Origin of the sequence: Methylophaga frappieri, assembly GCF_000260965.1 — a bacterium.
In the GTDB taxonomy this organism is placed as follows: Bacteria; Pseudomonadota; Gammaproteobacteria; order Nitrosococcales; family Methylophagaceae; genus Methylophaga; species Methylophaga frappieri.
In genome coordinates this window covers 2,469,730-2,489,368 of sequence record NC_017856.1, presented here as the reverse complement: position 1 = coordinate 2,489,368, position 19,639 = coordinate 2,469,730, and the positions used below count along the sequence as shown (strand labels likewise).

Below are 19,639 nucleotides of genomic sequence, written 5' to 3'. Positions count from 1 at the left end.
ACTCAGCCAATAACAACACCATGGAAAAAACATACAGCCCTGACGCGATCGAACAACGCTGGTATCAGAAGTGGGAACAAAATGGTGAATTCAAGCCATCCGGCGAAGGCTCACCCTACTGCATTATGCTGCCACCACCGAATGTGACCGGCAGTCTGCATATGGGCCATGGCTTCAATAACACCATCATGGACACCCTCACCCGTTACCACCGTATGAAAGGTGATAACACCTTGTGGCAGCCGGGTACCGACCATGCCGGTATCGCGACACAGATGGTCGTCGAACGTCAGGTCAACGCGGAAGGCAAAACCCGCCATGAGATGGGTCGTGTCGATTTCACCAAACGCATCTGGGAATGGAAAGAAGAATCCGGCGGCAATATCACCCGTCAGCTGCGCCGTCTCGGTTCCTCGCTGGACTGGTCGCGTAACCGCTTCACCATGGATGAGGATCTGTCAGAAGCTGTCAAACATGTGTTCGTCAAACTCTATAAAGAAGGCTTGATCTACCGCGGCAAGCGTCTGGTTAACTGGGATCCGAAACTGCATACCGCTATTTCTGACCTGGAAGTGGAGAACCGCGAACAGAAAGGCCATATGTGGCACCTTCGCTACCCACTGGCCGATGGCCTCAAAACTAGTGAAGGCAATGACTACATCGTCGTTGCCACCACGCGTCCGGAAACCATGCTCGGTGACACTGGCGTTGCGGTTAATCCTGAAGACCCACGCTACAAAGATCTGATTGGTAAAGATATTATCCTGCCTCTGGTGAACCGCCGTATTCCTATCGTCGGTGATGATCATGCGGATATGGAAAAAGGCACCGGTGCCGTTAAAGTCACCCCAGCCCATGACTTTAACGACTACGAAGTCGGTAAGCGTTGTGGCCTGCCGATGATCAATATCTTCACCTTGAATGCCGATGTGCGTGATATTCCACAGGTCTTCAATACCGATGGCAGCACCAACACTGAGGTTGAAGCCAGTGTTCCAGAAGCCTACCGTGGTCTGGAACGCTTTGCAGCGCGTAAAGCGATTGTTGCTGACTTTGACGCTGCAGGTCTGCTGGAAGAAATTAAAGATCACGACCTGACTGTACCTTATGGCGATCGTGGCGGCGTGGTCATTGAACCCATGCTGACCGATCAATGGTACGTTGATGCCAAAACGCTGGCGAAACCCGCGATTGAAGCGGTTGAAACTGGCAAGGTCCAGTTCGTACCGAAGACCTACGAAAACATGTACTACAGCTGGATGCGTGACATTCAGGACTGGTGCATTTCGCGTCAACTGTGGTGGGGGCACCGTATCCCGGCCTGGTATGACGAGCAAGGTAATGTTTACGTCGGTCATGATGAAGATGCTGTTCGCGCCGAAAATAATCTGACTGCCAATGTACAACTGACGCAGGATGATGACGTTCTCGATACCTGGTTCTCCTCTGCCCTGTGGCCATTCTCAACCTTAGGTTGGCCAAAAGAAGATGAGGCTGTGAAGACCTGGTATCCGGGCAATGTGCTGGTCACCGGTTTTGACATCATCTTCTTCTGGGTTGCCAGAATGATGATGATGGGCATTCACTTCCTCGGTGAAGTGCCATTCAAAGAAGTGTATATCCACGGTCTGGTGCGTGATTCGCACGGCCATAAGATGTCGAAATCCAAAGGTAACGTGCTCGACCCTATCGACATCATTGACGGTATCGATCTGGAGACTTTGGTACAGAAACGCACCTCAGGCATGATGCAGCCGCAACTGGCTGCAAAAATTGAAAAAGCCACCCGTAAAGAATTCCCGGATGGCATTGAACCACATGGTACGGATGCACTGCGTTTCACCTTTGCCTCTCTGGCCTCTACTGGTCGCGATATCAACTTCGATATGAACCGTATTGCCGGTTACCGTAACTTCTGTAATAAGTTATGGAATGCCGCGCGTTATGTGTTGATGAATACCGAAGGTCAGGACACCGGTATCGACAATGATGATGTGGAGCTGAGCCTGGCGGATCGCTGGATTATTTCCCAGTTGCAGACCACCGAGCAGGAAGTCACCAAAGCGATCGACAGCTACCGCTTTGACCACGCGGCACAAGGCATTTACGAGTTTATCTGGAATAACTACTGTGACTGGTACTTAGAACTGTCTAAACCGGTTCTGACCTCAGATACAGCCTCAGAAGCCGCCAAACGTGGCACCCGCCGTACCTTGGTACGCGTATTAGAAGCCACCTTGCGCATGACCCACCCTTTTATGCCATTTATCACTGAAGAAATCTGGCAAACCATTGCCCCACTCGCCGGTAAATCTGGCGATACCATTATGTCTCAGGCGTATCCGATTGCTGATGAAAGCAAGGTCGACACAGCGGCTGTGGCGGAGATGGAATGGGTGATGAACTTTATTACCGGCATTCGCTCGATTCGCTCGCAAATGAATATTGCACCGAAAAAAGCGTTGACGGTGTTATTGAAAGACGCACATTCAGACGATCAGGCAAAACTGGACAACAACCGTAACTTCCTCAGCCGTCTTGCTAACCTGGAATCTATCGAACTGCTACAGGGCGATGCACCAGCTGCCGCCACCGCACTGGTTGGAAAAATGGAAATCCTGATCCCGCTGGAAGGCCTGATTGATAAAGAGGCCGAGATTGCCCGTCTGGATAAAGAAATCGTTAAAATGACGAAAATTATTCAACAGTCCAGCGGCAAATTAGCAAATGAAAATTATGTTGCCAAAGCGCCGGCAGACGTCGTCGCCAAAGAACGTGACAAGCTGGCCGAGTTAGAGCAGGCGCTCTCACAACTGACTCAACAACGAAACGCATTGAATTGATAATACACTTTGAATGAACCATCGCACTGACGTGTAGTCGATAACCACATAAGTTGCCGGTGTTATAGCCGGCATCGATTTGTTGTAATGATGGCGATGACTAATTTGACTGACACCATGCTAAATCCTGCCGACAGCGAAACCCGATTGAATCTGCAATTCAATAATCGTTTTGTTAGAGAGCTGCCTGCTGATCCCGATATGGAAAACGTGCGCCGACAAGTTTTGGGGGCATGTTATTCGTTTGTTAATCCCACCCAAGTCCGAGCACCTTATCTGATCGCCTACTCGCCAGAGATGGCGACAGATATTGGATTAAGTGCTGATGATTGTGAAGACGAATGGTTTACTCAAGTCTTCGCTGGCAATGAACAACTTGCCGGCATGCAACCTCATGCGCAATGCTACGGTGGCCATCAGTTTGGAAACTGGGCAGGTCAATTGGGGGATGGCCGAGCAATTAATTTAGGCGAAGTGCCCGATCAACATGGCATTTTGCAAACACTACAACTCAAGGGGGCCGGTGAAACACCCTATTCCCGAAGTGCCGATGGGTTAGCGGTGTTGCGCTCTTCGGTTCGTGAGTTTTTATGTAGTGAAGCCATGTTCCACCTCGGTATCCCAACAACGCGAGCACTTAGCCTGATTGGAACGGGCGAACAAGTGATGCGGGATATGTTTTACGACGGCCGCCCTAAATCAGAACCTGGTGCGGTGGTTTGCCGCGTAGCTCCCTCGTTTCTTAGAATTGGCAGTTACGAAATTTTTAGTGCTCGCCAAGACGTCGAAAATCTAAAAAAACTGGTAGATTTTACGATTTGTCATCACTTTCCGCACCTTGGTGAACCGAACCACGAAACTTACCTGCGCTGGTTTAGGGAAGTCTGTGAACGCTCAGCCAAGCTGGTTGTCGACTGGATGCGTGTTGGTTTCGTTCATGGCGTGTTAAATACGGATAACACCTCAATTTTAGGACTGACCATTGATTACGGTCCATATGGCTGGATTGATGATTACGACCCTGACTGGACACCAAATACCACCGATGCCGACCTCAAACGCTACCGGTTTGGTCACCAAGCTCAGATTATGCAGTGGAACCTGCTGCAGCTTGGGAACGCGCTTTACCCGCTAATCAACGAGTCGGAACCCTTACGGCAAATTCTTAACGATTTTGTTGACGATTACACTCAAAAATGGCAACAAATGCGTGCTGACAAATTGGGGTTAAAACAGTATCACGAGGCCTCAGATAAAGCGTTAAATCAACGTCTTCAACATATTTTGTTGCTGACCGAAACCGATATGACCTTGTTTTACCGGCAACTTGCCGAGTTGCCTTGCGAGTCGGACACCATCACTGATGCAGAACTGTTATCGATAATTGAGGTGGCTTGGTATGCGCCGAAGAGCGTGAGTCAGAATGACAAAACAGAAATCGTTGCATGGTTGCGTCAATATCAACTTCGCGTTCGTGAAGAAGGTACGTCTGATGCTGAGCGTAAAAAAGCCATGAATCTGATCAACCCCAAATATGTATTGCGAAACTACTTGGCACAACAGGCCATCGAACGTGCAGAAAAAGGGGACTTCAGTGAGATTAAAACACTCCTGAACGTCTTGCGACACCCCTACGATGAGCAACCAGCCTATCAAGAGTACGCCAATAAGCGACCTGAGTGGGCACGCCATAAACCCGGATGCTCAATGTTGTCTTGCAGTTCCTAAATCAGGAGTTAATCATGAAAATCATGTCACCGACTGTAGTCCTCGGACTCGGTTTATTCGCTGGCACAGTTCAGGCTGCGCCACTGGATATGGATAAGATTGTTGTCGACCCGATTGTCACTGGACTGGGTACACCATGGGGAATGGCTTTTATTGATACACACCATTTGCTGGTAACTAGCAAAAGCGGCGCGCTGCATCGTGTTGATATTCGCACTGGCGAAAAAACCGCCATCAAACAGACGCCAGACGATATCATCATAACCGGCCAGGCTGGCTTTTTAGACGTTGCGGTGGCGCCGGATTATACTGACTCTGGCTGGATTTACTTTACCTACAGCAAAGCGATTGACGGACAAGGTGCGACCACCCTCGCTAGAGCCAAACTGACACAAAATAAACTGACCGGGTGGCAGGATTTGCTGGTTACCGATTCGCGTACCGGCAAAGGCCAGCATTATGGCAGTCGTATCGTTTTTGATGCGCAAGGACATGTCTTTTTTGGCATCGGCGATCGGGGTGAACGTGACCAGGCACAGGATTTATCGCGGCATAATGGCAAAGTCTTAAGACTCAACCTTGACGGTAGTGTTCCGAAAGATAATCCATTTGTCGGACAGGAAAACGTGCGTCCCGAGATTTGGAGTTACGGGCATCGTAATCCACAAGGCTTATTCTATAACCGAAAAACCAATTCCTTATGGGAAATTGAACATGGTCCCCGGGGCGGCGATGAAATTAATCTCATAAAGCCCGGACAAAACTATGGTTGGCCTGAAGCATCGCAGGGCAAAGAATATTGGGGACCGGTTGCCGTTGGCGAGCCAGAAGTTGCGGGCATGGTCAATGCGAAAAAAGTTTACATTCCTTCGATTGCCCCCAGTGGTCTCATCCAATATCAGGGCACAGCATTTCCATCACTGCAAGGCGATTTACTAACGGGCGCAATGGCACTACAACATTTGAATCATATTGAGCTTGATGGTCAGAATCCGGTCGAAGAATATCGCTATTTTGAAGACAAAAAGGCGCGCATTCGCAATGTTATCGAAGCCGGCAATGGCTATCTCTATCTTGCTACTGATGCGGGCGAAATCTGGCAAGTCAAGCCAAAAAACTAAGCATTGACTGGGCCGGCCGCTAATCTAGCTGTCGGCCCAATCCCTGCCGATAGGCCTGAATACCCGGCCAAAGTGCCGTTATGATTGCTGCCAGCAGAACTGCCAATAGCAATGGCAACGTATTTAATTGTATTAGCCCATGTGGCAGATACAGACCAAATGTCTCTAGCAACCAGTGGCGCAGTAAACTGCCCATTGGCCAGAGCACTGCCATCGCCAACAGGATGGCTGCCAGCGTGATCAGTAACGCCTCAATTTGTAGCAACATAAACAAAAACCAACGCGGATAGCCGAGCGCCCTTAACACCGCCAGCTCTTGACGTCTCTCCCGCATTGATAGCAGTAAAACATTTGCCATCCCGGTTAAAGCGGCCAATAAAACCAGCCATGCTATCACTTGCAGACTTTGCTCTACCCCACCCAACATCGACCATAACTGACTTAAGGTGGCACCCGGCAAAATTGCCTGTAATGGTGCCCCCGTGTAAGCATTTATCTGCTGTTGCACCCGAAACGTCTGAATTTTTGAAGTCAGTCCAAGCATAACTGCCGTGACTTCCTGACTTTGCCCAGCAGTAGTTGCACTACCCGGCCAGTTGGCATGAATCGCATCTAAACCATCCAGACTCACCAGCACGGATCTATCTAATGGCGTACCTGTCGGTTCCAGCACGCCCGTTATTGTAAAAGGATGCGCATCATGCCGGGCAAAACTGACATCGGTCATGCCATGCGCCAGCGTTATCTCGTTGCCAATTTGATAATTCAATTGTCTTGCCACTTCTGCACCGATAACGGCGTCTTTCACGGCTGAAAAAGCTTGTCCACTTTCAAATTTAAGTGGCTGTTTATCTGCATAGCGAAAGCGGTTAAACAGGGTTGTTGAGGTCCCAACAACACGATAGCCACGGTGTGAATCGCCGAGCGACAGTGGAATCAACCAGTCAATTTCCGGCATTGCTTGCAACATCGCATAGCTTTTACCACTCAAATTATGAGATGGCACACCAATATGAAAAATTGAATACAGCAACAGATTGGTTTGCCCCGTCCGCGGACCAACAATTAAATCCACATCTGAAACCGCATGCTGAAAATAACTTTTGGTTTGTTGCCGGATACTATCAACGCTAACCAGCACGAGAATACTGACGGCCAGCATCATTACGGTCAATAAAACACTGCCCGCCCGCGACCACATGCTGTGCCAGGCAAGTTTAATTAACATGGTCATACCCACTCCGACTGAAACTGCGTCATCGATATAGGCGTATGGAAATAGCCTGCCAGGGTTTCATCATGACTGACAAATACCAGCGCTGTGTCCGTCGTCTCAAGTTGCTGCATCAACAAGCTCATAAACTGGTCACGGTGTTGCTTATCCAGCGCAGAGGTTGGCTCATCAACCAATAATAACGCCGGCTGATTCAACATGGCTCGGGCAATGGCCACGCGTTGTTGCTGCCCCACACTTAACGCGGCAGCCTGGCGTTGGAGCAAGTCACCATTTAAGCCGAGATTTTCCAGTAACGTAACGGCTCGATGTTGCCACTGCGAAGCCGATTGTTCTGAAAAATGGCCAACCAGTCGTAAATTGTCCAGCACGCTTAAATAAGGAATGAGGTTAAATCGCTGAAAAACCATACCGATATGCCGTCGTCGGAACGCATCCCGGTGGTGGCCTGACAAAGCATTGATATGTGTTCCGGCAATTTCAATATCGCCATGCGTGGGGATAATCAGCCCGGCTATCAGGCCTAACAATGTCGATTTTCCACTTCCCGAGGCACCTTGAATGAAGATGGTTTCGGCCGGTTTCACCTGCCAGTCGGGAATTTTAAGCAGCCAAGAGGGGTCTCTCTTATGCTTGAAAGCGAGTTGTTTAATGTGCAGCATCATGATTTTCGTTTGCTGAATAAATTAGGTTACGCCATGCTATCTGTTTTCTGTATTTGAGACTGGTTATGTTTCGATTGATTCCAACGCTGACGTTTTTATTCTGCCTCTGTTTTACCGCTATCGCGGACAACTTTACGCAAATAGACTGGATTGACCTGCTTCCAGCGGATGATTTGGCTGCTTTGGAAAACCCGCCCGCTTATCTGGATGACATCGAAGATGGCAGTTTGGAAGATCAGCTTGCTAACAGTATGGTCGGAGCACTGGAGCAATCAACCAAAGCGGATGACCCTTATCAACAGGCACTCGTCTCACAAAATGTCGTGGCAGATTTTGATAACCGCGATATTCGTCTGCCCGGTTTTATTGTGCCGGTGAATATGGATGCTGAACAACGCGCCACGGAGTTTTTTCTTGTTCCCTATTTTGGTGCCTGCATTCACCTGCCTCCACCACCGCCAAATCAGATTATCTATGTCTATCATGAGGCCGGTATTCAGATTGATGAAATCTATACCCCCTACTGGGTTGAAGGCCGGCTAAGTACAACGCTGACCGAAAATGATCTGGCCGTTTCAGCGTATGCTATGCAGGCCGAAAATATTACCATTTACACTGAAGAAAAGTGAGTTTAAGGCCGCTGACAAACTTCACACAGACCATGTAACTCCAGCTGCGGACTATTGAGCTGAAAATGCTGTTGGTCAATACTGTGCTGCAAAGCATTAAACAGGGTTTTATCTACGCCTATCTCTTGTACAGAGTGACAACCATCACAAATCAGGAATTGGGGCGCCTTGTGACTATGACTACAGGTTATGTGTTCGCAGGCAATGAACTTATTCGTGGAGGCAAGCTTATGAACCAAGCCTTGGGCCATCAAAAAATCCAACATTCTATAAACCGACATGGCTGGAATGGTCTCACCGGTCTTTTCCCGATAGTGCTCGACAATTTCATAGGCAGAACAAGGTACGCCTGCTTCCAGTAAAATCGCCAGCATTGTGCGTCTTTTACTGGTCAGTCTCGCTCCTTGTTGCTGACAGGTTTGATCTGCACGCGTCAGCACCGCTTCAATTTTTGTCATTGTCACCATATTGAGTTACCAGCGTTGATTTGGCTTGGCTGGGGTCAGTTCAAACGCCTGTTGCCCACGATTATTGATTAATTGTACGTGAATTGATTGTAACCGGGGATAGCGTGCAAACAAGTTGGTCACCAAGCCGGTAATCGCGTCACCTTCAGCACACTTTAAATGGTAGGTCGCCTGCAGTTCAAAATGCCCATGCTCATCATGCTGGTGATCATGGCCGTCATGATTATGTTCGTGATGCCCGACAAAAGGCTGGTTCAACTCGACCCCGTGTTGAACACATTGGCCATCAACCAAGGTAAACACCGCATCCACAGATTGCATACTTTCTCGCAGCGCCGTATAGCGTTGTTTTTGCGCATCAGTTGCCGGCACGTGTTCAAACCCAAGCAAGTTATCCAGCGGCGTTTGCCACTCGGCAAATGCTTCACCTTGCTCAATGACAATATTTAATTCGGCCTGCCCATGAACATGCGCCGCGGCCAAATTGTCGTCAGTGTGTGCATGATCGTGTGCCTGGACAGAAAAGCCGGACAAAATCAGTAAGCTGACCAACACTATCCTGTTTCTGAACCTCGTCATTAAGCCGTTTCCTTAATCTGCAAAGTCTAATGTTAACAGCAAACGTGGCTGATTCGGACATGCCGGAGGGGATCGGTGGACAATTCCGGCCACAGGACTTTCCGGCCAACTATCCCCTTTTAGCAGTAACACATCACTCGTATTCGCAGTACGAATCTGATTCTCGAATTGGTAAATTCCAGATTGGCTATCAGGCAGTCCGGCAGCACCCGCCCCTAATTTACAACGATCAATGTTATTTTCATCCAACCATTGCGTGCCCACGCCATGATAAGCCGTGACCAAACGACAAGCGAGCTTGTCTGTATGAAATCGTGGGCACATCGTGGCGCCAATTTTTTCCAAACGAAGACCAACCTCATGTAAATCAAATAAGTCGGCAAACAGCGATATCAGTCTTTGAATATCGAACAACAAAAGGCTTTCAGAGGGTAATCGGAGATAATTACCCAGTGACATTAAAGTGATATTTGATGACACCTGCTGCCGGATGGCTAATGCAGGACGTGATAGCAGCGATTTAATATCTATCTCAAAGCGCGCGTCTGGCTCACGCAGCCACTGAACAAGATTCACTTCAGGACGATAGATTTCGGTCAGATCGACAAGGCGATTTATTTGCGTTGTTTGGGGATACACATCCAATGTCCGGCAGGTACTCGCTAACATAAAACATTCTCTTGTCGTGGCAAGGCATTCATTAGCCAAGCAGGCTTATTGTCATTTCTCCAAGGCCGTCTCAGCAGCTAATTGATATTCTCTTGGGGCTGGCGTCCCGGCATGACTATTAAAAAGGGGGTTATCCATTCACTGGTTCAATAATGACTGGCCCAAACTGCCGCATTAACAGCAAATTCCAGCCATGCGCAACAATCAATAAAATCGCCGCAGGCACAGTCAACAGTAATTCAAATCGTTCGGGCACGACTAACGAAGTAATAAGTGCGGTAATCGCTAATATGGCGAGAACAATCGGCCAATGTTGACGGTGGAACCGATATGCCGAAGGCAAACTGAGTAAAGCCAGCATCACGACGGGTACCAACAATAAACGATGCGTCCACTCTGAACCCAACCACTCCCCCACAGCGCCCATGATGCCCATACCGATAAGCATGGGCGTCAGAATACAGTGCAGTAAACACGCCCCTGAAACTAACATTGCAAATTTATCTTTCATAATCTCTCCATAAATTATGATACATCATATCATTATTTAAATGAGAGACAATGCCATGCTGACAATTTAGCGGAAAATACTGACCTCTAGCGCGCAGCATGCTGATAAAGGCTAGCCGCTGTTTAGATAAAATTTTGATAATTTACTTATTAAAGTTCAGTACTATGATTTCTATCAAGCAGCTCAGTTATGCTCTCAGTGTGGAAGACACACTTCATTTCAAGCGGGCCGCTGAAGAATGCAATATCAGCCCCTCAGCGCTTAGTACGGCCTTAAACGAGTTAGAAAAACAGCTAGGTCTGAAAATTTTTGAGCGGGACAACCGGAAAGTTCTGGTGACCCCAATCGGCAGGCGTGTCTTACTGCAAGCGCGATTTATTATGCTTCAGGTCGATGATCTTCAGCATTTTGCCGATAATCAGAAACTGCCTTTCAGCTATCCCATGAAGATTGGCCTGATCCCCACGATCGCACCCTACTTACTTCCTAAACTATTACCACTACTCAAAAAACAATATCCACTCGCCCGCTTACAGATTGTCGAAAACCAGTCTTTACAACTGGTTGATTTGGTTAAACGAGGTGAATTGGATGCCGCCGTACTGGCGCTCCCTTTTCCTTGTGATGGCCTGCTGACGTTGGACTTTTGGGAAGAGGATTTTTACTGGATTGCACCAAAAGGAGAACGCTTTACCGATCAACAGGACATTACCGGTGAACAATTGGCCCAGTGTAATTTGCTCTTGCTTCAGGAAGGACATTGCCTAAAAGATCATATTGTCGATGCTTGCAATCTCGCCAAGCAAAGTGACAATCAAAGCTTCAACGCCACCAGTCTGAATACCTTGATTCAAATGGTGTTGTGTCACCTAGGGACGACACTGATTCCAGCCATGGCGGTCGATCAATTAACTGCCCAGCACGAATCCCTCTCAGTGGTACACCTCAAGGCGCCGGGACCGCATCGACAGCTTGCCTTCATTATCCGCCCTAATTTCACGCGATTATCTAACATTGAAACGCTCATTGATTTAGCCAAGCAATCATTACGCACTCAGCTCAATCAAAATAATTGAATACGAAAATCAAATTATTCAAATTTACTAATCAATCGAGGCATATCAATACTGAATCTTGCTCCACCCTAACTTTTAATAATTTGGAGAGAGATCATGAAGCTAAAAAAATCGATACCCTTGGCAACCGCAATCGCACTGGTTGTCTCAACAGGTAGCATCGCTGCCGAAGGCCAACTTAAGTCCCCATCTTTCTGGTGGCCCAATCAACTTAATCTGGCTCCCCTTCGCCAACATGCCGACATGTCCAACCCAATGAATGCAGATTTTAACTATGCTGAGGCCTTTAACTCTCTGGACTTGCAAGCAGTCAAGAAAGACATCAAAGTGGTTCTGACTGACTCTCAAGACTGGTGGCCTGCTGATTTTGGCAACTACGGTCCCTTCTTTATTCGCATGGCTTGGCACAGTGCTGGTGTCTATCGCATATTTGATGGCCGCGGCGGCGCTTCAGGTGGTCAACAACGGTTTGAACCGCTTAACAGCTGGCCGGATAATGTCAATTTAGACAAAGCCCGCCGACTGTTGTGGCCCATCAAACAAAAGTACGGCAACAAAATTTCCTGGGCGGATCTGATGGTACTTACTGGTAACGTTGCCTTGGAGTCAATGGGCTTTCAAACCTTCGGCTTTGCTGGGGGACGTTTGGATGACTGGGAACCCGAACTGGTCAATTGGGGTGAAGAAAAAGAATGGCTCTCTGATGCGAAGCGCTATCACGGCGACAGAAAACTCGATAAACCGTTAGCCGCTGTTCAAATGGGCCTTATCTATGTGAATCCAGAAGGTCCGGGCGGCAATCATGATCCACTTGCTGCAGCAGAAGATATTCGGACTACTTTTGGCCGTATGGCAATGAATGATGAAGAAACCGTCGCCCTGATCGCCGGTGGACACACTTTTGGTAAAGCGCACGGCGCCCATGATCCCAAAGAATGCGTCAGTGTAGAGCCTGCTTCTGCAGGCGTTGAAGAACAAGGATTTGGCTGGAAAAACCAATGCGGTACTGGCATGGGGGCGGATACCGTAACCAGTGGACTGGAAGGTGCGTGGACAATTACGCCGACGGCATGGAGTATGAATTACCTGCAAAACTTGCTTAATATGGAGTGGGTTAAAACCAAAAGCCCGGCTGGCGCCACGCAGTGGATACCAGAAAATGCCGATCAAATGAAATTCGTGCCAGATGCACATGATCCAGATAAACGGCATGCCCCGATCATGTTTACAACAGATATTGCCCTCAAAGAAGACCCCAAATACTTGGCCATTTCGGAACGATTTCTGGCTAATCCGGAGGAATTTGATCTGGCCTTCGCCAAAGCCTGGTTTAAACTCACGCATCGCGATATGGGACCTCGTGCCCGCTATCTTGGCCCGGAAGTACCGCAAGAACAGCTGATTTGGCAAGATCCGTTACCAGAAGTGACCCATCCTTTGGTAAACACCGCCCAATCTGAGCAACTCAAATCGCAGATCCTTGATTCCGGTTTAGATATTTCAGCGTTAATCAGAACAGCTTGGGCATCTGCCGCCAGTTTCCGTGGTACCGATATGCGCGGGGGTGCCAACGGCGCGCGTGTTCGACTGGCACCGCAAAAAGACTGGCCGGCCAATAGTCCGGATGAGCTGTCAGAAGTACTGGCCGCACTGGAACAAATCCAGACGGATTTCAATGCTAACTCAAATAATAGTCAGATTTCGCTGGCCGACGTGATTGTGCTCGGCGGATATGCCGCGCTTGAAAAAGCTGCATCGGATGCTGGTCATGAACTCAGCATCCCTTTTGAGCCCGGACGGGTTGATGCCAGCAAAGAACAAACGGATGCAGATTCTTTTGCGGTACTGGAACCCACGGCCGATGGTTTTCGTAACTATTTCAGTGAGGACAGTCAGCTCTCGCCAACCGATATGCTGGTTGAACGCGCGGTGTACCTGAATTTGTCCGTACCGGAAATGACCGTTCTCATCGGCGGAATGCGTGCATTAGACGCCAACACCGACAGTATCTCTCATGGTGTTTTCACCGATAACCCTGGCACTCTGAGCAATGACTTTTTTGTCAATCTGCTGGATATTTCAACTGAGTGGAAAAAATCCGATCAGGGGCCAGGACTCTATGACGGCTTAGATCGTGACACTGGTGCCGTAAAATGGACCGCAACCCCAGTTGATCTCGCCTTTGGCTCTAATGCCGAGCTGAGAGCGGTGGCTGAAGTGTATGCCGCTAATGGCAATGAACAAAAGTTTGTTCAGGACTTCGTCGACGCCTGGGTTAAAGTGATGCGGCTGGATCGGTTCGATCTGGCAGCGCGTTAAGCCCGTTTACTCAACTATTAATCTATCTGGCGTCCAGTTAGTTGGACGCCAGATAAACTTATCTCAGCTTCTGAGCGGTATCAAAACCGATATTCAGCGGTGAACCGGAAGGTGCGTGGTTCAATAGGATGAAAATGAATGTCCTCAACCCCGCCACTTGGCTCACCCGCCAGACGTGACGCATAGAAATAGTCAATATCACTGTCATTGCTGTCAGTCAGATTGAGTACATCCCCTCGGAAAGTCCAGTTATTAACACGATAGCCGACGCGTAAATTCCAGATTGTGCTGTCATCAGATTTAACAGAACCATCTTCAATTAAGGGACGCTCGCCAAAATGGCGCACCCGAAGACTGCCAAACCAGCCACTTGGGAAATCGGCGGTTAAGCCCGCTTGAAAGACGTTTTTTATAGCGCCAGGGATTTCATTACCTTCAGGCGCATCGTCTTTAAACTCCGCATCGGTATAAGCGTATTCCAGATCCAGACTCCAATGGTCATCAAGATGATAATGCATCGTTAATTCGACACCCTTACGTTCCGATTCGCGGCTGGCTTCGGTATTACCCGCATCACCAACAAACACCAGTTCACTGTCGAGTTCCAGTGTCCATAATGCCATCGAAACCGATAGTTTATCTGTGATAAATCCGCGTAAACCGGTCTCGTACCCAAAAGATCGAACCAACGGATCAACCGTTGACACACCGTTGCCATCAGCCGGGTCGATATTTATCGTTGTGCCACGCGCATCGTTGGAATGAAAGCCTTGGCCTGCAGAAATATAGGCTTCCCACTCGTGATTAAAGGCATAAATGACACTGCCTTTAAAAGACAACAAATCATCATCCGTTTCACCACTGTTGCTTGATAAATCTACCCCATTGCGATTCACCCCGACCCGGTCATCCACATCAAAATGATAATAATCATAGCGAGCCCCGAGCACCGTTCTCAGCTGGTCATTCCAGACAATACGATTTTCCCAGAATAATCCCGTACTAAGTTCTTTCACTTCATCACTTCGTGTTACACCAAGCCGTTGTCGGGCACGAGTATGATAGAGACCGACTTCATCAATATCATCAACACGCAGATCCAGCCCGAAACGGTTGGTCATCGCCTTGCCAGCCAAATCGCCATCCAGCAGATAACTGAGCTGACCACCATAAATCAGGCGATCATCAACTTGTTCAAACTGATCGCCATTGACTTCATCATCAAGAAAATAAGTAAAGTTAGACCACAGGTTCATATCGTAATCAATCAGATAGGCTGATGCCTGCCAGTTTCCCTGCTGCCAATCAAGGCTGAAACTGTAACGACTGGACTCCCCGCCAACCGTATCATCAATTGAACCCAATTCACTGATCTGACCTTGGTTCACCGCCCTTTCGGGAATCTGATCCGCACTATTCCAACTATTGTCATAAGCCATAAAGGTCAGATTCAAATGCCCATCGGTCAGCGGAATCGTATGCTTTAAAAGTAAATTTAATTTGTCCAGATCTTCATCAATATCAGACCAAGGCCCGTGATAACGATTCCCCTCAATCGCATAAGAAGTGGTACCACCAGCAAAGCGAATGCTATCCATGACCAGTAAACGATAATAATCATCATGACCAACAGTCATACTTGCCAGGCCTTGCTCAAAGGCATCGGCAGTATCGATTCTGGCACTGCCCGCCCCACTAAAATCACCAACATCCGCGTAATACGCGCCTTTTTTATAAGTCAGTTTGCTGATAGTTTCGGGAATAACAAAATTTAAATCAGAATACCCCTGACCATGGCCATGGGTTCGCATATTGACTGGCATACCATCAACAAAGGTCGCAAAATCCGTCCCGTGGTCAAGGTTAAAACCACGCAAGAAATACTGATTTGCCTTGCCGGTGCCGCTATGCTGTGTGACCACCATACCGGGTACCATTTCCAGCACCTCACCGGTACGCAACATCGGTCTCAGCGAAATTTCCTTTTGCCCGACTACGCCTTCGGACGCAGAAACGGCATCCCCGACCAAATTAATCTGCCGACCTTCAACTGTCAGCGTCTCCAATTCATGTGATATTGCCGGCTGGCTGACGGCAAGCAAAATAAGTGAGGTAAGTTTTTTCATTTTTCCATTAATTTCAGATGCGTGGGTTGCAACAGCATACAGCATGACAAGCTTGTCATTTGATTGACACGAGAGATATTCCTGTTAAGCAGCGCTTTTCCTTATCCGCTCTTAATCAGGATCGTTATGTAGCAGGTTCCGACCAGGAACTGCAGCTTAACAAAAATATAAATAAGAATCATTTGCCTTTAGTGAAAATTTCTACCACAATGCTAATTCCTTGTTTTAATTCGTCGAATTCGAGATGGAAAAGATTTCAGCCCAGTTGCCTAACTTTAGCCAGTCATCCCACGCAGATGCTGATGCCATTTCTCAACGATGGAAAAACACCATTAACGATGGCAACCATGCTTATCAAAAACAGCACTATCAACCTGCAAAAAGCTATTACCTTGCTGCTTGCCAACTTGCCATGCAAATGAACGTCATGATTGATTACAACGACACAAGCCTGTCTATGCTGGCCATTAGTTACCAAAATCTGGCCGATTTGTATTTTCGTCAAAAAGACATGGATTTGGCACTCACGACCTATCAGGCATTACATGCTACCCTGCTGGAAACGCACCAGCATCAGGAAAAAACACACCAACATGACTTGTTAATTCAGACTGTGATACGTAGAGTTTGTATTGAGCTAAAACACATTACCCAAGAGCTTGGTATTGATACGCCCCGCTCGCGGCAAATTATCAAGGCAATGACACATTCGCCTGAAAAATACCGGCTCACTGAACCCCTAACCTTGAGGAGTCAATCATGATTCAATCATTCAAGCGTCTTGCTGCCTTGTCCCTGCTTTGGTTTGCTGGAATGCAATCTGCTTTCGCCCATCCAGGACACGACCATAGTGCATGGACCAGCGGTCTGATTCACGCGATTTTTTACCTGTCTATTGTTGGCGTTGTGTCCGCCATTGCCTACAGCGTTCACAAAAAAATCAAAGCCAAAAAGAATCAATAATCCTTGATTAAGAGATCAAAAATGATATTGCACCGAATACTGACAAAGTTGATCCCTGCGAATGCGATTGAAAATGCTGCCGCACATTGTGATATTCCTTGCAAGATCTATGATCCGTATAGTGCGCAATATGCAGCCTTGAGCGTTATCCGCTTCATGGATCAAATTACTGAACTCGACACAGGTGATAACCTTTCTAGCGCAGACTTAGTGAAATTGGCTCGTTTGACGCAGGAGAAAGAAACGCACGCCGAAATAGCCAAGCATGAAATCCGTGTCATTTGGGGTGACTATTTCAAGCAACCACAAATTGAACAATTTCCGCATATTCACGAATTGGCACATAAAATCATGCTGGCGGGCTCTGCCTGCAAACAAGGTATCGAGCGCGATAAAGGTCTGGATTTATTAAGTCTTATCAATGAGTTTGCGGCTGCATTCTGGGCGACCAAATCCGTCGAAACCTACTCAGCAACCTGCCCATTCCTACCAAGTGAAAGCGTGGTTTACCCAAAGCTGAATGCTTAAATTAATCCGCGTTACCGGTGACAGTATGCACCCAGGACTACAGCATGGCGATTTCGTCATGTTGTGGTGCTGGGGGCGCATCAAAAAAGACGATGTCATCGTTGCCAACCATCCAAATTATGGGCGAATTATTAAACGTGTTCGCGAGCACCACTTAGATAACTATTTTCTTGAAGGCGACAATCTGGTTGCCAGCACCAGTGCAGCCAAACTCGGCAGCGTCAATCGTCAGCAAATTGTTGGCAAAGTCATCTGGCGTATCAAGCCATGTCGCAAAATATATCGTTCAAAGTCTGTTTAATAACGAAATGAATAGACGCTGGTTACAGGCATGTGGTGGCTGAAAGCCACTTAATAGGTTATCGTCACAATCGTAAATTGCTTGTGTTGACCGGCCACCTGAATCACCGCTTCATCATTAACGCTTTTGCCAAGTAGTGCCCGTGCCAAGGGCGAATCAACACTGATATTCCCTTTTTGATGATCAATTTCATCTGGACCAACAATGCGATACTGCACTTGTTCATCACTCTCCGTTTGCAGACGAATCGTGGCAGCAAAGAAAACCCGATCTGTATCGTCCGGCGGTTCATGCACAACCGTCAGGTCGGGAATCCGTTTTTGTAAGTAACGAATGCGTCTATCCAGTTCTCGTAATTCTTTTTTTCGATAGATATATTCTGCATTCTCACTGCGGTCACCCTCGGCTGCTGCAGCGGCCAACGCACGCACCACTTCGCGACGACGTTGCCAGCGTTCACTGAGCTCTTGATTGAGCTGAAACAGTCCTTCAGGTGTGATGTAGGGTGCGCTGGCCATTAATCTGGATATAAATTGCGGCGTAAATGTTCCTCAGCGATCGTCGCCTGCAGGTGCGCACTGATTAACCGCATATCTTTTTCTGCATTTTCCAAACAGCTTGTACCACCGGGTGATGGAGTCATATTAAAAATGATGCCAGTACCCGGATTGATTTTGGCCTCGCCAAGCATCAATTTACGATGCGTTTTATCGATTAGCTGTGGACGGATTCCACCGAAACCTTTGGCGAAAGAAATGTCTTTAAACTGCAGCGAAGGGACGATTTTTCTGGCTTCTTTCAAAAACAGCCAACGCCGTAAAATCGGCACTTCATATAGAAAGTTTTTAACAATATAACGGCGAATATCTTTGATTTTAAATAAATCCCACATCACCTTAAAGACACGCCCATCCAGCTTGAGCACACGCAGAAATTCAACAAAGGTTTTCGCGTTATATCTTTCTAATAAGGGGAGTAACAAGGCTGTGGGCCCAAAACGAGTTTTGCCATCTACCAGTACATCCGGATCACCATGCACGGCAGCAAACGGTAATTTATCATTTTGCACGGTATAGACCTTGCCGCGCAGTACCTGAGGCGTGAAATAAAAACTGCCGGCCACCGGCAGACAGGAATATTCCAATCCATAGCCCATTTGCTGTGCCAGTAATAAGCTGTGACCACCAGCAGAAACGACCACTGATCGGGCTTTGATAACGTTATTTTTGCTAATCAGTGTAAACAATCCATCCTGTTCAACGATATCCTCTACCTGACAATTGAACTGGATCTTGAGTGACTTATTGCTTGCTTTCTGTGCTTCACGGACAAACGCTTGAGAGAGTTGTTGATAGTCAACCGCACTGTAATCATCCAGCACCGCCAGCGCCACACACGGCTCTGGTCGCATACTGCCGTTAACCATCACTACGTTCGGTTCAACCCCGACAATATCCGACTTTTCTAACAGTTTCATTGCTGGAAACACGTCTCGAAAACTCTGATACCGCTGGCGTAATTGTCGGCATTGACTTTCGCCCACACCAATTACCATTTTGGGGTATTTAAAAATTATCCGGCCTGCTTCCGGCAGACTGGCAGCAAATTTAATCAACATATTGGCAGCGGCTTTTACCTTGGTCGCTTTTTCCAATGTGTAATTGGTCTCGATATCACCGCAATGGATGGTTTGACTATTATTGCGACTGTGTGAATTAACTTTGGCTACACTGTCATACTTCTCAACCAGCACGATATCAGTGATATCCGTATATTCAGCTAACATGTAAAGCAGGGCTGTCCCGCACACACCGCCGCCGACAATGGCAACATCATGAATCTTTTCAGTCATAGGAAATCCAGCAGAAAACAGTGGCGAA

General features: G+C 47.7%; 19 protein-coding genes. 10 read left to right on the top strand and 9 right to left on the bottom strand.

Annotation, left to right across the window (positions count from 1 at the left end; all coding sequences use genetic code 11):
• Nucleotides 1–20: 20 nt before the first annotated feature.
• The 3 genes from Q7C_RS11970 (at nt 21) to Q7C_RS11960 (ending at nt 5,692) form a co-directional block, all read left to right on the top strand.
• Nucleotides 21–2,843 (top strand): valine--tRNA ligase, encoded by a 2,823-nt coding sequence (locus tag Q7C_RS11970; RefSeq protein WP_041367187.1) that lies wholly within the window; start codon nt 21–23, stop codon nt 2,841–2,843.
• 96 nt (nt 2,844–2,939) lie between these two features.
• Nucleotides 2,940–4,571, top strand: a complete 1,632-nt coding sequence (locus Q7C_RS11965) for a protein adenylyltransferase SelO (RefSeq protein WP_238532325.1) — start codon at nt 2,940–2,942, stop codon at nt 4,569–4,571.
• A 14-nt stretch (nt 4,572–4,585) separates the two neighbouring features.
• On the top strand, nt 4,586–5,692 hold the full coding sequence (locus Q7C_RS11960; protein WP_014705040.1) for a PQQ-dependent sugar dehydrogenase: 1,107 nt from the start codon (nt 4,586–4,588) through the stop codon (nt 5,690–5,692).
• Between the two features lie 19 nt (nt 5,693–5,711).
• On the opposite strand, the gene Q7C_RS11955 is transcribed toward Q7C_RS11960, so the two are convergent.
• Together Q7C_RS11955 and Q7C_RS11950 are read right to left on the bottom strand one after the other, a co-directional pair.
• A complete protein-coding gene (locus tag Q7C_RS11955; RefSeq protein WP_014705039.1) occupies nt 5,712–6,926 on the bottom strand; it encodes an ABC transporter permease in 1,215 nt (404 codons plus the stop codon).
• Nucleotides 6,923–7,591: an ABC transporter ATP-binding protein gene (locus Q7C_RS11950; RefSeq protein WP_238532324.1), complete on the bottom strand. Its 669-nt coding sequence runs from the start codon at nt 7,589–7,591 to the stop codon at nt 6,923–6,925. The genes Q7C_RS11955 and Q7C_RS11950 overlap by 4 nt, the downstream gene beginning before the upstream one ends.
• Before the next feature lie 65 nt (nt 7,592–7,656).
• Between Q7C_RS11950 and Q7C_RS11945 the strand changes: the two genes are divergently transcribed.
• Nucleotides 7,657–8,220, top strand: a complete 564-nt coding sequence (locus Q7C_RS11945; protein WP_014705036.1) for a DUF3299 domain-containing protein — start codon at nt 7,657–7,659, stop codon at nt 8,218–8,220.
• Between the two features lie 2 nt (nt 8,221–8,222).
• Here Q7C_RS11945 and Q7C_RS11940 read toward each other — a convergent pair whose 3' ends face one another.
• The 4 genes from Q7C_RS11940 to Q7C_RS11925 all read right to left on the bottom strand — a co-directional run bounded on the left by Q7C_RS11940 (nt 8,223) and on the right by Q7C_RS11925 (nt 10,446).
• Complete coding sequence (locus Q7C_RS11940; protein WP_014705035.1) at nt 8,223–8,687, bottom strand: Fur family transcriptional regulator; 465 nt, start codon at nt 8,685–8,687, stop codon at nt 8,223–8,225.
• Nucleotides 8,688–8,693: 6 nt separating this feature from the next.
• Nucleotides 8,694–9,266, bottom strand: a complete 573-nt coding sequence (locus Q7C_RS11935) for a DUF2796 domain-containing protein (RefSeq protein ID WP_083839470.1) — start codon at nt 9,264–9,266, stop codon at nt 8,694–8,696.
• A 12-nt stretch (nt 9,267–9,278) separates the two neighbouring features.
• Nucleotides 9,279–9,935 carry a DUF1826 domain-containing protein gene (locus tag Q7C_RS11930; RefSeq protein WP_014705033.1) on the bottom strand — a complete coding sequence of 219 codons (657 nt, stop codon included), beginning with the start codon at nt 9,933–9,935 and terminating at the stop codon, nt 9,279–9,281.
• A 130-nt stretch (nt 9,936–10,065) separates the two neighbouring features.
• Nucleotides 10,066–10,446, bottom strand: a complete 381-nt coding sequence (locus Q7C_RS11925) for a MerC domain-containing protein (RefSeq protein WP_014705032.1) — start codon at nt 10,444–10,446, stop codon at nt 10,066–10,068.
• Nucleotides 10,447–10,610: 164 nt separating this feature from the next.
• Here Q7C_RS11925 and Q7C_RS11920 point away from each other — a divergent pair, with 164 nt between their 5' ends.
• Both Q7C_RS11920 and katG read left to right on the top strand, forming a co-directional pair.
• Nucleotides 10,611–11,522: a hydrogen peroxide-inducible genes activator gene (locus Q7C_RS11920; protein WP_014705031.1), complete on the top strand. Its 912-nt coding sequence runs from the start codon at nt 10,611–10,613 to the stop codon at nt 11,520–11,522.
• 96 nt (nt 11,523–11,618) lie between these two features.
• Nucleotides 11,619–13,841, top strand: coding sequence for a catalase/peroxidase HPI (gene katG, locus Q7C_RS11915; protein ID WP_014705030.1), 2,223 nt, complete (start codon nt 11,619–11,621; stop codon nt 13,839–13,841).
• Nucleotides 13,842–13,921: 80 nt separating this feature from the next.
• Here the strand turns inward: katG and Q7C_RS11910 are convergent, their stop codons facing one another.
• A complete protein-coding gene (locus Q7C_RS11910; RefSeq protein ID WP_041367178.1) occupies nt 13,922–15,967 on the bottom strand; it encodes a TonB-dependent receptor in 2,046 nt (681 codons plus the stop codon).
• 244 nt (nt 15,968–16,211) lie between these two features.
• Here Q7C_RS11910 and Q7C_RS11905 point away from each other — a divergent pair, with 244 nt between their 5' ends.
• From Q7C_RS11905 to Q7C_RS11890, 4 genes are read left to right on the top strand one after another with little or no spacing between them, the layout of a single operon-like run.
• On the top strand, nt 16,212–16,730 hold the full coding sequence (locus Q7C_RS11905; RefSeq protein WP_014705028.1) for a hypothetical protein: 519 nt from the start codon (nt 16,212–16,214) through the stop codon (nt 16,728–16,730).
• The gene (locus tag Q7C_RS11900) at nt 16,727–16,930 is read left to right on the top strand and encodes a hypothetical protein (RefSeq protein WP_014705027.1); all 204 of its coding nucleotides are present in this window, start codon (nt 16,727–16,729) and stop codon (nt 16,928–16,930) included. The genes Q7C_RS11905 and Q7C_RS11900 overlap by 4 nt, the downstream gene beginning before the upstream one ends.
• A gap of 21 nt (nt 16,931–16,951) precedes the next feature.
• On the top strand, nt 16,952–17,458 hold the full coding sequence (sodN, locus tag Q7C_RS11895) for a superoxide dismutase, Ni (RefSeq protein WP_014705026.1): 507 nt from the start codon (nt 16,952–16,954) through the stop codon (nt 17,456–17,458).
• Nucleotides 17,451–17,759 (top strand): S24 family peptidase, encoded by a 309-nt coding sequence (locus Q7C_RS11890; protein WP_041366724.1) that lies wholly within the window; start codon nt 17,451–17,453, stop codon nt 17,757–17,759. Before sodN ends, Q7C_RS11890 begins: the two co-directional genes overlap by 8 nt.
• Nucleotides 17,760–17,809: 50 nt before the next feature.
• On the opposite strand, the gene greB is transcribed toward Q7C_RS11890, so the two are convergent.
• Both greB and Q7C_RS11880 read right to left on the bottom strand, forming a co-directional pair.
• Entirely contained in the window at nt 17,810–18,277 is a 468-nt protein-coding gene (greB, locus tag Q7C_RS11885) for a transcription elongation factor GreB (RefSeq protein WP_014705024.1), read from the bottom strand.
• A complete protein-coding gene (locus tag Q7C_RS11880; RefSeq protein ID WP_014705023.1) occupies nt 18,277–19,611 on the bottom strand; it encodes an FAD-dependent oxidoreductase in 1,335 nt (444 codons plus the stop codon). The genes greB and Q7C_RS11880 overlap by 1 nt, the downstream gene beginning before the upstream one ends.
• Nucleotides 19,612–19,639 lie beyond the last annotated feature (28 nt).

Coding starts and splice junctions, on each gene's coding strand:
- Q7C_RS11970 (WP_041367187.1), top strand. CDS start 21: ATGGAAAAAACATACAGCCCTGACGCGATCGAACAACGCTGGTATCAG.
- Q7C_RS11965 (WP_238532325.1), top strand. CDS start 2,940: ATGACTAATTTGACTGACACCATGCTAAATCCTGCCGACAGCGAAACC.
- Q7C_RS11960 (WP_014705040.1), top strand. CDS start 4,586: ATGAAAATCATGTCACCGACTGTAGTCCTCGGACTCGGTTTATTCGCT.
- Q7C_RS11955 (WP_014705039.1), bottom strand. CDS start 6,926: ATGACCATGTTAATTAAACTTGCCTGGCACAGCATGTGGTCGCGGGCG.
- Q7C_RS11950 (WP_238532324.1), bottom strand. CDS start 7,591: ATGATGCTGCACATTAAACAACTCGCTTTCAAGCATAAGAGAGACCCC.
- Q7C_RS11945 (WP_014705036.1), top strand. CDS start 7,657: ATGTTTCGATTGATTCCAACGCTGACGTTTTTATTCTGCCTCTGTTTT.
- Q7C_RS11940 (WP_014705035.1), bottom strand. CDS start 8,687: ATGGTGACAATGACAAAAATTGAAGCGGTGCTGACGCGTGCAGATCAA.
- Q7C_RS11935 (WP_083839470.1), bottom strand. CDS start 9,266: ATGACGAGGTTCAGAAACAGGATAGTGTTGGTCAGCTTACTGATTTTG.
- Q7C_RS11930 (WP_014705033.1), bottom strand. CDS start 9,935: ATGTTAGCGAGTACCTGCCGGACATTGGATGTGTATCCCCAAACAACG.
- Q7C_RS11925 (WP_014705032.1), bottom strand. CDS start 10,446: ATGAAAGATAAATTTGCAATGTTAGTTTCAGGGGCGTGTTTACTGCAC.
- Q7C_RS11920 (WP_014705031.1), top strand. CDS start 10,611: ATGATTTCTATCAAGCAGCTCAGTTATGCTCTCAGTGTGGAAGACACA.
- katG (WP_014705030.1), top strand. CDS start 11,619: ATGAAGCTAAAAAAATCGATACCCTTGGCAACCGCAATCGCACTGGTT.
- Q7C_RS11910 (WP_041367178.1), bottom strand. CDS start 15,967: ATGAAAAAACTTACCTCACTTATTTTGCTTGCCGTCAGCCAGCCGGCA.
- Q7C_RS11905 (WP_014705028.1), top strand. CDS start 16,212: ATGGAAAAGATTTCAGCCCAGTTGCCTAACTTTAGCCAGTCATCCCAC.
- Q7C_RS11900 (WP_014705027.1), top strand. CDS start 16,727: ATGATTCAATCATTCAAGCGTCTTGCTGCCTTGTCCCTGCTTTGGTTT.
- sodN (WP_014705026.1), top strand. CDS start 16,952: ATGATATTGCACCGAATACTGACAAAGTTGATCCCTGCGAATGCGATT.
- Q7C_RS11890 (WP_041366724.1), top strand. CDS start 17,451: ATGCTTAAATTAATCCGCGTTACCGGTGACAGTATGCACCCAGGACTA.
- greB (WP_014705024.1), bottom strand. CDS start 18,277: ATGGCCAGCGCACCCTACATCACACCTGAAGGACTGTTTCAGCTCAAT.
- Q7C_RS11880 (WP_014705023.1), bottom strand. CDS start 19,611: ATGACTGAAAAGATTCATGATGTTGCCATTGTCGGCGGCGGTGTGTGC.